Genomic DNA, 13,109 nt, shown 5'->3' with positions numbered 1-13,109 from the left:
CTTTCAGCGGATGGCGAGCGGGTTGACGGGCGCACCGGTGCCGTTGACGACCTTGAGCGGGGCGGCGGCGTAGAGGAAGCTCCAGCGGTTGTCGGCGGCGCACGCGTCGGCGAGGTCGTCGAGCCAGGCGATCTCGGTGAGGGTGACGCCGAGGTTGCGCATCAGCGCGCAGTGCAGCGGCAGCGCCACGCCCGAGTTCGGGTCGGAGGTGACCTCGTTGGCGATGGTGTCGGTGACCAGGTTCGGGATCTCCCGCTGCTGGAACCACTCGACCAGCTCGCGCGAGTACGTCAGGCCCGGCTCGATGAAGCCGTCGTAGAAGGCCTTCGGGTCGTTGAGCTCGTACCAGTACTTCATCCACCCGGTGCGGACGACGAGGACGTCGTGCGGCTCGATCTCGACGCCCTGGTTCTTCGCGGCGGCCTCGAGGTCGGTGTGGTCGAAGGTCTCGCCCTTGTCCAGCCACTGCTTGCCGCGGTGGCGGGCCATGTCGATCAGCACGCCGCGGCCGACGATGCCCTTCTCGGCGATCGGCAGGACCGAGGCCTTCTCCATCGCGCCGATCGTGGTGCGGGCGTCGTAGCCGTTCCACAGCTTGCCGTCGTACCAGACGTGGCCGAGCGCGTCGTACTGCGTGGAGCCCTGCAGGAAGATCCGGGCGGTGTCGTCGGCGTAGTGCAGCCCGCCCGGGAAGGCCGGGGCGTCCGGGCCGTCCCAGGTGCTCTCGTCGAGCTCGTTCCGCCGCTGGATGCCCTCGCGGCCGGGCCAGAGCGGGTCCCCGGGGCCGTCCGTGCGGCCCATCTGGATCTGCAGCGTGAAGACCTCGCCGGACTTGATGTGCCGCACCCCGCGCAGCACCTCGCCCGCGTCGAGGTAGTTGAGGCAACCCAGCTCGTCGTCGGGCCCCCACTTGCCCCAGTTGCTCGGGGCGTCCGCGCCCAGCAGGTCCTTCATGGCGGGGACTTCGGTCATGGTCGACTCCCTTGTCGTGCGAGGTGCGTGCTCGCGGCCGTCGTGCGACAGCTGCCTGGCACGCGTCGATCGTCGTGTCGTGTGTGAGGGGGTGTCAACCGCCGGGCGGGATCCGCCCGGAGACCGACGGGGCGGGGGCCGGGGGCCGGGGGCGCGGACTGCTGCGGGTAAGGTCGGAGCGACCCCGGGTTCCGTTCGCCGCCTACGGCGGGCGAGACCTCGATCGGGTGGACCGTTCACCTCGCGCCGGTGGCGGGTGGAGCGGACGGACGCCACGCCGGACGGGCGGACGGTCGCCGTTCCTCGCCCGGAGTAGCCGGTCGTCCTCCACGGGGGACCACTTACCGACGCGTAGCGTCTTGACTCGGTGCGCCTGTCAGGTCACTCTTGGGTCTCGATGGTTGCCTTCATGCTTGGCTCGGTGACCCGTCTCGACAGCGGCTGCTTTTGCGGCTAGACTGCCTCTTTGCGCTGCCTCCGCCCAGGTTCCGCGTGCACGCTGTCGGAAATTCCGCCGGTCAGGGTCCGACCCTCCCAGGGTCAACGGACCCCTGCCGGTGCCGAAGGTCCGCCATCGTGCTCGCCGGGCCTGGTCGGAGTCCGCGCCCTGACAATAAACGGCGAGTCCCGCTCCCCGGCAACACCGGACGTCCACGTCCCGGATCACCGAGCAATCGGCATCCGGTGGCGGCGGAGGTGACGGTAGCGCTTCGGGGGCGGTGCCCGCCAGACGAGAGCGTAGTTCTCGGAAGGACGCATCTTGGCTGTCTCCCGCGCCACCGTGACCACTGCGACCCCCGGCAACGCCGTCTCGGCGAACCCGAGCTTCCCTGGCGCACCCACCCGTGTCTCCTTCGCGAAGATCCGTGAGCCCCTGGAGGTGCCTGACCTCCTCGATCTCCAGATCCAGTCGTTCCAGTGGCTGGTCGGCGACGAGGCCTGGTTCCAGCGGCGGATCGACGCCGGCGACGAGAACCCGGTCGGAGGTCTCGAGGAGATCCTGACGGAGATCTCTCCGATCGAGGACTTCTCCGGGTCGATGTCGCTGTCCTTCTCCGACCCGCGCTTCGACGAGGTCAAGGCCTCCGTCGAGGAGTGCCGGGACAAGGACATGACCTACGGGGCCCCGCTGTTCGTCACCGCGGAGTTCACCAACAACACCACCGGCGAGATCAAGAGCCAGACGGTGTTCATGGGTGACTTCCCGGTGATGACCGACAAGGGCACCTTCATCATCAACGGCACCGAGCGAGTCGTGGTGTCGCAGCTGGTGCGGTCCCCGGGTGTCTACTTCGACCACAACATCGACAAGACGACCGAGAAGGACGTCTACTCGGTCAAGGTCATCCCGAGCCGCGGTGCGTGGCTCGAGTTCGACGTCGACAAGCGCGACACCGTCGGCGTCCGCATCGACCGCAAGCGCCGCCAGCCGGTCACCGTGCTGCTGAAGGCGCTCGGCTGGACGACCGAGCAGATCCAGGAGCGTTTCGGGTTCTCCGAGACGATCCTCGCCACCCTGGAGAAGGACCACACCGCCGGCCAGGACGAGGCGCTGCTCGACATCTACCGCAAGCTGCGCCCGGGCGAGCCCCCCACGCGGGAGAGCGCCCAGACACTCCTGGAGAACCTGTTCTTCAAGGACAAGCGCTACGACCTCGCCAAGGTCGGCCGCTACAAGATCAACAAGAAGCTCGGCCTCAGCGAGCCGCCCGCCTTGGGCACGCTCACCGAGGAGGACATCGCCACCACCATCGAGTACCTCGTCCGGCTGCACGCCGGCGAGACCATGATGGCGGCGCCCGGTAAGCCGGGCGAGGAGATCCCGGTCGAGACCGACGACATCGACCACTTCGGCAACCGTCGCCTGCGCACGGTCGGCGAGCTCATCCAGAACCAGGTCCGCGTGGGCCTGTCCCGGATGGAGCGCGTCGTCCGCGAGCGGATGACCACGCAGGACGTCGAGGCCATCACGCCGCAGACCCTGATCAACATCCGGCCCGTCGTGGCCGCGATCAAGGAGTTCTTCGGCACCTCGCAGCTGTCCCAGTTCATGGACCAGCACAACCCGCTGGCCGGCCTGACGCACAAGCGGCGTCTGTCCGCGCTGGGCCCGGGTGGTCTGTCCCGTGAGCGGGCGGGCTTCGAGGTCCGCGACGTCCACCCCAGCCACTACGGCCGGATGTGCCCGATCGAGACCCCGGAAGGCCCGAACATCGGCCTGATCGGGTCGCTGTCGACGTTCGCGCAGGTCAACCCGTTCGGCTTCATCCAGACGCCGTACCGCAAGGTCGTCGAGGGCCGGGTCACCGAGCAGATCGACTACCTGACCGCCGACGAGGAGGACCGCTTCGTCATCGCGCAGGCCAACGCGCCGCTGCACGAGGATGGCTCCTTCACCGAGGACCGCGTCCTGGTCCGTCGCAAGGGCGGCGAGGTCGACCTGATCCCGCCGACGGGCGTCGAGTACATCGACGTGTCGCCGCGCCAGATGGTGTCGGTCGCGACGGCGCTGATCCCGTTCCTCGAGCACGACGACGCGAACCGCGCCCTGATGGGCGCGAACATGCAGCGTCAGTCCGTCCCGCTGCTCCGCAGCGAGTCGCCGCTGGTCGGCACGGGCATGGAGCTGCGCGCCGCGGTCGACGCGGGCGATGTCGTCGTCACCGAGAAGGCGGGTGTCGTCGAGGAGCTCTGCGCCGACTACATCACGATCATGGCCGACGAGGGCACCCGGCAGACGTACCGGCTGAACAAGTTCCGCCGGTCGAACCAGGGCACCTGCAACAACCAGAAGCCGATCGTGGACGAGGGGCAGCGGGTCGAGGTGGGCCAGGTGCTCGCCGACGGACCCTGCACCGAGAACGGCGAGATGGCCCTGGGCAAGAACCTGCTCGTGGCGATCATGCCGTGGGAGGGCCACAACTACGAGGACGCGATCATCCTCTCGCAGCGCCTGGTGCAGGACGACGTGCTCACGTCGATCCACATCGAGGAGCACGAGATCGACGCCCGGGACACCAAGCTCGGCGCCGAGGAGATCACCCGGGACATCCCGAACGTCTCCGAGGAGGTCCTCGCGGACCTGGACGAGCGCGGCATCATCCGGATCGGCGCCGAGGTCCAGCCCGGCGACATCCTGGTCGGCAAGGTCACGCCCAAGGGCGAGACGGAGCTGACCCCGGAGGAGCGCCTGCTCCGCGCGATCTTCGGTGAGAAGGCGCGCGAGGTGCGCGACACGTCGCTGAAGGTCCCGCACGGCGAGAACGGCAAGGTCATCGGCATCCGGGTCTTCTCCCGGGACGACGACGACGAGCTGGCGCCGGGGGTCAACGAGCTGGTCCGCGTCTACGTGGCCCAGAAGCGCAAGATCTCCGACGGCGACAAGCTCGCCGGGCGGCACGGCAACAAGGGCGTCATCGGCAAGATCCTCCCCGCCGAGGACATGCCCTTCCTGCCGGACGGCACGCCGGTCGACATCATCCTGAACACCCACGGTGTTCCGCGACGGATGAACATCGGCCAGGTCCTGGAGACCCACCTCGGGTGGATCGCCAAGTCCGGCTGGGAGATCGAGGGCCGGCCCGAATGGGCGTCGAAGATGCCCGACGAGCTCCTCTCCGTGCCCGCCGGCACGAACACCGCGGTGCCGGTGTTCGACGGCGCGAAGGAGAACGAGATCACCGGGCTGCTCGGCTCGACGCGGCCCAACCGCGACGGCGAGCGCATGGTCGGTCCGGACGGCAAGGCGCAGCTCTTCGACGGGCGCTCCGGCGAGCCGTACCCGTTCCCGGTCGCGGTCGGCTACATGTACATCCTGAAGCTGGCCCACCTGGTGGACGACAAGATCCACGCGCGCTCCACGGGTCCGTACTCGATGATCACCCAGCAGCCGCTCGGCGGTAAGGCCCAGTTCGGTGGCCAGCGCTTCGGTGAGATGGAGTGCTGGGCGATGCAGGCGTACGGCGCCGCCTACACCCTGCAGGAACTGCTCACCATCAAGTCCGACGACGTGGTGGGCCGGGTCAAGGTCTACGAGGCCATCGTCAAGGGGGAGAACATCCCCGAGCCGGGCATCCCCGAGTCGTTCAAGGTGCTGCTGAAGGAGCTTCAGTCGCTCTGCCTGAACGTCGAGGTGCTGTCCAGCGACGGCGCGGCGATCGAGATGCGCGACACCGACGACGAGGACCTCGAGCGGGCCGCGGCGAACCTGGGCATCAACCTGTCCAGCCGCCCCGGATCCGACTCGATGACCGTCGACGACGTCGTCAACTGACCGGCCCGCCGACCAACCGAATTCATTTCTTCGGGGAAACTGAGGACATTTAAGTGCTCGACGTCAACTTCTTCGACGAGCTGCGGATCGGCCTCGCCACGGCGGAGGACATCCGGCAGTGGTCGCACGGCGAGGTCAAGAAGCCCGAGACCATCAACTACCGCACGCTCAAGCCCGAGAAGGACGGACTCTTCTGCGAGAAGATCTTCGGTCCGACCCGGGACTGGGAGTGCTACTGCGGCAAGTACAAGCGCGTCCGGTTCAAGGGCATCATCTGCGAGCGCTGCGGCGTGGAGGTCACGCGCGCCAAGGTGCGGCGTGAGCGGATGGGCCACATCGAGCTGGCCGCCCCGGTCACGCACATCTGGTACTTCAAGGGTGTGCCGAGCCGGCTGGGCTACCTGCTCGACCTGGCGCCGAAGGATCTCGAGAAGATCATCTACTTCGCCGCGTACGTCATCACGTCGGTCAACAAGGACCTGCGTCACCAGGACCTGTCCACGCTCGAGAACGAGATGAGCGTGGAGCGCAAGCGGGTCGAGGTGCGCCGGGACACGGACCTGGAGGCCCGGGCCCAGAAGCTCGAGGCCGACATCGCCGAGCTCGAGGCGGAGGGCGCCAAGAGCGACGTCCGCCGCAAGGTCAAGGAGGGTGGCGAGCGCGAGATGCGCCAGCTCCGTGACCGTGCCCAGCGCGAGCTGGACCGGCTCGACGAGATCTGGACGACCTTCACCAAGCTGGACGTCCAGCAGCTCGTCGCGGACGAGGGCCTCTACCGGGAGCTCTACGACCGGTACGGGGACTACTTCACCGGGGCGATGGGCGCCGAGGCGATCCAGACCCTGCTGAAGAACTTCGACATCCCGGCCGAGGCCGAGAAGCTCCGCGAGATCATCCGCAGCGGCAAGGGGCAGAAGAAGCTCCGCGCCCTCAAGCGGCTCAAGGTCGTCGCGGCGTTCCAGACCACGGGCAACTCGCCCATGGGCATGGTGCTCGACTGCGTCCCGGTCATCCCGCCGGACCTGCGCCCGATGGTGCAGCTCGACGGTGGCCGCTTCGCGACCTCGGACCTGAACGACCTGTACCGCCGGGTCATCAACCGGAACAACCGCCTCAAGCGACTGATCGACCTCGGCGCGCCCGAGATCATCGTCAACAACGAGAAGCGGATGCTGCAGGAGGCCGTCGACGCGCTGTTCGACAACGGCCGCCGCGGCCGGCCGGTGACGGGCCCGGGCAACCGGCCGCTCAAGTCGCTGTCCGACCTGCTCAAGGGCAAGCAGGGCCGGTTCCGCCAGAACCTGCTCGGCAAGCGCGTCGACTACTCCGGCCGTTCGGTCATCGTGGTCGGCCCGCAGCTCAAGCTGCACCAGTGCGGTCTGCCCAAGCAGATGGCGCTGGAGCTGTTCAAGCCGTTCGTGATGAAGCGGCTGGTCGACCTCAACCACGCGCAGAACATCAAGTCCGCGAAGCGCATGGTCGAGCGCGGCCGCTCGCAGGTGTGGGACGTGCTCGAGGAGGTCATCTCCGAGCACCCCGTGCTGCTCAACCGCGCGCCGACGCTGCACCGCCTCGGCATCCAGGCCTTCGAGCCGCAGCTGGTGGAGGGCAAGGCCATCCAGCTGCACCCGCTGGTCTGCGAGGCGTTCAACGCGGACTTCGACGGTGACCAGATGGCGGTGCACCTGCCGCTGTCGGCCGAGGCGCAGTCCGAGGCCCGGGTGCTGATGCTCTCGAGCAACAACATCCTGTCGCCGGCGTCCGGGCGTCCGCTCGCCATGCCGCGTCTGGACATGGTCACGGGTCTGTACCACCTGACCCGGATCCGTCCGGAGGCGCACGGCAACGGCGGGTCGTACAGCTCGCTCGCCGAGGCGATCATGGCCTACGACCGCAAGACGCTGCACCTGCAGGCGCCGATCAAGATCCGGCTCCCCGGGGTCGCCCCGATCGCCGGGACGGTGCTGGAGGACGGCGAGGTCTGGAAGGCGGAGACGACGCTCGGCCGCGTGCTCTTCAACGAGCTGCTGCCGGTGGACTACCCGTTCATCAACGAGGCGCTGCCCAAGAAGGCACAGGCCGCGATCATCAACGACCTGGCCGAGCGCTACTCGATGACCGAGGTCGCGCAGGTCCTGGACCGGCTGAAGGACGCGGGCTTCTACTGGGCCACGCGCTCCGGCGTGACGATGGCGATCGACGACGTCGTGGTGCCGCCGAACAAGCAGCAGATCCTCGACGGGTACGAGCTCAAGGCCGACCAGGTCAACAAGCGGTACCAGCGCGGTGCGCTCTCCCACCAGGAGCGCAACGACGAGATGGTCAAGATCTGGACCCAGGCGTCCGAAGAGGTCGCCAAGGCCATGGAGGACAACTTCCCCGAGGACAACCCGATCCCGCTGATCGTGAAGTCCGGGGCCGCGGGCAACATGACGCAGGTCCGGCAGCTCGCCGGTATGCGTGGTCTGGTCGCGAACCCCAAGGGTGAGTACATCCCCCGCCCGATCAAGGCGAACTTCCGCGAGGGCCTGTCGGTGCTGGAGTACTTCATCTCCACGCACGGCACCCGTAAGGGTCTGGCGGACACCGCGCTGCGGACCGCGGACTCGGGCTACCTGACCCGGCGTCTCGTGGACGTCTCGCAGGACGTCATCGTCCGCGAGGTGGACTGCGGCACCGAGCGGGCGGTCACCATGGCCGTCACCGAGGAGACCGCGGACGGGACGCTGATCCCGCACCGCTACATCCGCACCTCGGTGTACGCGCGCTGCTCGGCCGAGGAGGTCCGCGGCCCGGACGGCGAGATCATCGTCGAGAAGGGCGGGGACCTCGGGGACCCGGCACTGGACGCCCTCGTGGCGGCCGGCGTCCGGACGATCCGGGTGCGCAGCGCCCTGACCTGCGCGTCGGCCACGGGCATCTGCGGCATGTGCTACGGCCGCTCGATGGCCACCGGCAAGCTGGTGGACGTCGGCGAGGCCGTCGGCATCGTCGCGGCCCAGTCCATCGGTGAGCCCGGTACGCAGCTGACGATGCGTACGTTCCACCAGGGTGGTGTCGCCGGTGACGACATCACGACCGGTCTGCCCGTGTCGCGGAGCTCTTCGAGGCTCGCGTGCCCCGTGGTAAGGCGCCCATCGCGGACGTCGACGGCCGGATCCGGATCGAGGACGGCGACCGCTTCTGGAAGATCACCCTCACCCCGGACGACGGGGGCGAGGAGATCGTCTACGAGAAGCTGTCGAAGCGTCAGTGGCTGGCGATGACCGACGTCGACGGCCAGGAGCGCCCGCTCCGCGACGGCGACCACGTGCACGTCGGCCAGCTGCTCCTCGAGGGCACGGCGGACCCGCACGAGGTGCTGCGCGTCATGGGCCCGCGTGAGGTGCAGCTGCACCTCGTGCGTGAGGTGCAGAAGGTGTACCGCACGCAGAGCGTGGACATCCACGACAAGCACATCGAGGTCATCGTCCGGCAGATGCTCCGCCGGGTGACGATCATCGACTCGGGTGCCACCGAGTTCCTGCCCGGTGCGCTCGCCGAGCGGGGCGAGTTCGAGTCGGAGAACCGGCGCGTGGTGTCCGAGGGCAACGAGCCGGCCTCCGGCCGCCCGGTGCTCATGGGGATCACGAAGGCCTCGCTGGCGACGGAGTCGTGGCTGTCCGCGGCCTCGTTCCAGGAGACCACCCGGATCCTCACCGATGCCGCGATCAACGGAAAGCGCGACAAGCTCGTCGGGCTCAAGGAGAACGTGATCATCGGCAAGCTGATCCCCGCAGGCACGGGGATCAACCGGTACCGCAACATCCAGGTGCAGCCCACGGAGGAGGCCCGCGCGGCCGCCTACGCGCTGCCGAGCTACGACGACGGCTACTACAGCCCCGACGTGTTCGGCACGGGCACCGGTGCCGCGGTGCCGCTGGACGACTACGACTTCGGTCGCGACTACCGCTAGCCGGTAGCCGGATCGGGCCCCCCGCGACGGCAGGGGGCCCGATGCCGAAGGCGAGGTCCCGAACGGGGCCGGATACCGCTCTCCCGTGGCGGTGTTCGGCCCCGTTCGTCGTTTCCGGGCCTACTCGGCGCGGTAGTTCTCCGCGTCGAAGGTCCGCGTGCGGCGGCGGTACTCCGTCATCGTGCCGGGCCAGTTGTTCACGATCCGGCCCTCGGCGTCGCGGTACCAGCTGGAGCACTCGGTCCAGACGCTGCCGGTGAGCCGGTCCTGGATCTCGACGTCGTAGTCCGTCGCGGCGTCCTCCCGGACCTCCAAGGTGCGCACACCGGCCGCGAGCCGCCGGATGCCCTCGCGGACGTACCGGATCTGGCACTCCAGCATGTGCACGATCGACCCCGAGCCCACGTTGGTGTTCGGGCCATAGAGCAGGAACAGGTTCGGGAAGCCGGGCACGGTGATCCCGAGGTGGGCGCGGGCCCCGTCGCGCCACTGCTCGGAGAAGCTCCGCGCCGCCGCGGCCGAACACCTTCATCGGCGCCAGGAAGTCGTTGGTGCGGAAGCCGGTGCCGAACACGATCACGTCCGCCGGGTGCAGGACGCCGTCGGCGGTGCGGATGCCGTCGGGCGTGACCTCGGCGATCGCGGCGGTCTCCACGTCGACATGGGGTTTCGCCAGGGCGCGGAACCAGTCCGACGAGATGAGGATCCGCTTGCAGCCCACCGGGTAGTCCGGCTCGACCCGGGCGCGGAGCTCCGGGTCCGGGAGCTGTGCGCGGACGAGCGCGGCGTAGGCGAGCCGGAACGGGGTGGCGGCGGCCCGGACCGACGTGAGCCCCAGCGCCCCGAACTCGAAGAAGGCACCCCAGAACCCGCGCGACACCGTGCGCCACATCGGGAACCGCTGGAACAGCGCCAGGGCGCGCGGGCCGTAGCGGCGGTCGGGCTTCGGGATCAGGTAGGGCGCGGAGCGCTGGAACACGGTCAGCGCCGCGACCTCGCCGGCGATCGCGGGCACGAACTGGATCGCGCTGGCGCCGGTCCCGACGACGGCGACCCGCTTCCCCCGCAGGTCGACGTCGTGGTCCCAGCGCGCGGAGTGGAACACCGGGCCGCGGAACGACGCGAGCCCGGGGAGGTCCGGCTCGGCGGGTCGGGAGAGCTGACCACAGGCCGAGACCAGGGCGTCCGCCTCGACGGTCTCGCCGGCGCCCGTGGCGAGCCGCCACACGGCGCGCTCCTCGTCGAAGCGGGCCTCCGTGATCTCCGTGTGCAGCCGCAGGTCCGGCTCGAGCCCGTGCTCGGCGGTGACCCGGCGCAGGTAGCGCAGGATGTCCGGCTGCGGGGCGAACCGCCGGGACCACTCGCGGCCGGGCGCGAAGGAGTACGAGTACAGGTGCGAGGGGACGTCGCACGCCGCACCGGGGTAGGTGTTGTCCCGCCAGACGCCGCCGACGCCGTCGGCCTTCTCGAACAGGGTGGTGTCGGCGAGGCCGTCCGCGCGCAGCGCGGCGCCCATGCCGATCCCGCCGAACCCCGTCCCGACGACGGCGACCCGCGGCCGCCGCGCCACGACGTCGGCGCGCAGGGCCGCACCGAGCGCGCGGAGGTCCGCGGCGGCCTGACCGAGGAGCCCGGCGAAGACCAGGTGGTCGTGCCACATCCCGGGGGCGACGTGCAGGTCGGCGTGGCCACCGGCGGCCGTGACACCCCGGACGAGCCGTTCCGCGTCCCCGACCAGGATCTCGTCCGCCCCGGCGACGACGTGCAGCGGCGGCAGCCCGGACAGATCCGCCTCGAGCGGGCGCAGGCCCGGGGAGTCGCTGCCCGCGCGGTAGGCCACGGCGGCCCGGCGGAGCCAGCGAGGGTCGAGCATCGCGTCCCGCCCCGTGTTCGCCGCGACGGCGGGGTCGGTGAGGTCGAGATCGAGCCACGGCGAGATCAGGCCGACGGTGCCGGGCAGCTCCTCGCCGGCGTCCCGCAGCCGGAGGAGCAGCGCCACGGCGATCCCGGCGCCTGCGGAATCTCCGGCGAGGACGATGCGTTGAGGTGCTTGTCCTGCTTCCACCAGTGCGCGGAAGGCGGCGTGCGCGTCGTCGACCGCGGCCGGGTACGGGTGCTCCGGTGCCCGCCGGTAGTGCAGCAGGTGCACGGGGGCGCCGCTCGCCTCGGCGAGGCCGGCGCCCAGCCCGAGGTGCGAGGCCGGGGAACCGGTCGTGTACCCGCCGCCGTGCAGGAACAGCACGACGTGGGGGCCGGTCGACCCGGCAGTGGTGACCCGTACGGACGGGACGCCACCCAGGGACGACGCGGTGCTCCGGGTCCCACGGGGGAGCGGGAGCACCCGGCCGGAAAGGTCGAGCAGTCGTCGCTGCGCGCCCACGGGAACCCGGGGGACAGCACGGGGGCGACGGTGGCCCTTACCAGCGCCCGGACGACGGGGCGCGGCAACGTGAGGTGCATTACCGGACGGTAACCAAGGTGAGGTCCGCACGGGCCGGCCCGCTCGGGGCATTCCGGGCCCGCGTGGGCCAGGTGCGTCGAACGGACGGAACGCGGTTCCGGACGTGCGGCGAGCGGAAGAAGCGCTGCGGCGAGCGGGTGAGTCGGCTTGCCCCGGCGCGGCGGGCTACGGCACTCTGCGGGTACTTTCGCAAGACCTGGTCGGACCCGTTTTGACCCTCATGGCGCGGGCCGAGTATTCTTGGGTCTTGCGCTCGTTCGCGTGCGTCCGGATCTTCGCGGATCGCCAGATCCTCGCAGGTCGGGACGCCACGGTCGGGCCGATCCGCGTGCCTCTCGGTCCCGGGTCGTGCAGTACCCGCCCTCCGGGACGTCGTGCCGCTCGATCGGGTCCGTCCGGCGGCGGGAACCCTGGACGCTCCCCGGAGTCGAGACGACCTCGTCGTGGAGCGGGCAGGGCGCGACACGCCCGACCTCGGGGTCCGGCGGGCCGGTTCACACCGGCCCCGGAGCCCGGCGCACGACCTGCCCGCCCGAGCAGCCGCACGGGCGAGACACCTGAGAAGCACCAAGGGAAGAAGTAGACGGTTCATGCCCACGATTCAGCAGCTGGTCCGTAAGGGCCGCGAGGACAAGGTCGCGAAGACCAAGACCGCCGCCCTCAAGGGCAGCCCCCAGCGGCGCGGCGTGTGCACGCGCGTCTACACGACGACTCCGAAGAAGCCGAACTCGGCGCTGCGGAAGGTCGCGCGCGTCAAGCTCAGCAGCGGCATCGAGGTCACCGCCTACATCCCGGGCGAGGGTCACAACCTGCAGGAGCACTCGATCGTGCTGGTCCGCGGCGGTCGTGTGAAGGACCTGCCGGGTGTCCGGTACAAGGTCATCCGCGGCTCGCTCGACACGCAGGGCGTGAAGAACCGCAAGCAGTCCCGCAGCCGTTACGGCGCGAAGAAGGAGAAGAGCTGATATGCCGCGCAAGGGCCCCGCTCCGAAGCGGCCGCTGGTCTCCGACCCGGTCTACAGCTCGCCGCTGGTCACCCAGCTGGTGAACAAGGTGCTCCAGGACGGCAAGCGTTCGCTGGCCGAGCGCATCGTCTACGCCGCCCTCGAGGGCACCCGCGAGAAGACCGGCACCGACCCGGTCGTCACGCTCAAGCGCGCGCTGGACAACGTCAAGCCGGCCCTCGAGGTCCGCAGCCGCCGTGTCGGTGGCGCGACCTACCAGGTCCCGGTCGAGGTCCGCGCCGTGCGGCAGACCACCCTGGGTCTGCGGTGGCTGGTCAGCTACGCCGGCCAGCGCCGCGAGAAGACCATGGTCGAGCGGCTCATGAACGAGCTCCTCGACGCGAGCAACGGCCTCGGCGCCGCCGTGAAGCGGCGCGAGGACATGCACAAGATGGCGGAGTCCAACAAGGCCTTCGCCCACTACCGCTGGTGACGGGCCCGATC

4 protein-coding genes and 2 pseudogenes are annotated in these 13,109 nt (G+C 69.8%); 4 read left to right on the top strand and 2 right to left on the bottom strand.

The features are described 5' to 3' along the window. Positions 1-3 precede the first annotated feature (3 nt). Positions 4-972, bottom strand: coding sequence for a cyclase family protein (locus WBK50_RS28250; protein WP_341338487.1), 969 nt, complete (start codon positions 970-972; stop codon positions 4-6). Between the two features lie 760 nt (positions 973-1,732). Here WBK50_RS28250 and rpoB point away from each other — a divergent pair. Both rpoB and WBK50_RS28240 read left to right on the top strand, forming a co-directional pair. Beyond that, positions 1,733-5,245: a DNA-directed RNA polymerase subunit beta gene (gene rpoB, locus WBK50_RS28245; protein ID WP_341338486.1), complete on the top strand. Its 3,513-nt coding sequence runs from the start codon at positions 1,733-1,735 to the stop codon at positions 5,243-5,245. 53 nt (positions 5,246-5,298) lie between these two features. Further along, positions 5,299-9,200 (top strand): annotated as a pseudogene (locus WBK50_RS28240) (DNA-directed RNA polymerase subunit beta'). A 1,000-nt stretch (positions 9,201-10,200) separates the two neighbouring features. Here WBK50_RS28240 and WBK50_RS35445 read toward each other — a convergent pair. Beyond that, a pseudogene (locus WBK50_RS35445) lies at positions 10,201-11,712 on the bottom strand (alpha/beta hydrolase fold domain-containing protein); the annotation flags it as partial. Between the two features lie 539 nt (positions 11,713-12,251). Here WBK50_RS35445 and rpsL point away from each other — a divergent pair. Both rpsL and rpsG read left to right on the top strand, forming a co-directional pair. Beyond that, the gene (gene rpsL / locus WBK50_RS28225) at positions 12,252-12,626 is read left to right on the top strand and encodes a 30S ribosomal protein S12 (RefSeq protein ID WP_037046087.1); all 375 of its coding nucleotides are present in this window, start codon (positions 12,252-12,254) and stop codon (positions 12,624-12,626) included. Between the two features lies 1 nt (position 12,627). Then, positions 12,628-13,098, top strand: coding sequence for a 30S ribosomal protein S7 (rpsG, locus tag WBK50_RS28220; protein ID WP_297501883.1), 471 nt, complete (start codon positions 12,628-12,630; stop codon positions 13,096-13,098). Positions 13,099-13,109 lie beyond the last annotated feature (11 nt).

This window comes from Pseudonocardia sp. T1-2H (genome assembly GCF_038039215.1).
Lineage (GTDB): Bacteria > Actinomycetota > Actinomycetes > Mycobacteriales > Pseudonocardiaceae > Pseudonocardia.
The sequence above is the reverse complement of the archived record's forward strand: the minus strand, read 5'-3'. Positions and strand labels throughout refer to the sequence as shown.

Bases quoted from the DNA above. Each gene is read 5' to 3' on its own strand.
- WBK50_RS28250 (WP_341338487.1), bottom strand. From the start codon at position 972: ATGACCGAAGTCCCCGCCATGAAGGACCTGCTGGGCGCGGACGCCCCG.
- rpsL (WP_037046087.1), top strand. From the start codon at position 12,252: ATGCCCACGATTCAGCAGCTGGTCCGTAAGGGCCGCGAGGACAAGGTC.
- rpsG (WP_297501883.1), top strand. From the start codon at position 12,628: ATGCCGCGCAAGGGCCCCGCTCCGAAGCGGCCGCTGGTCTCCGACCCG.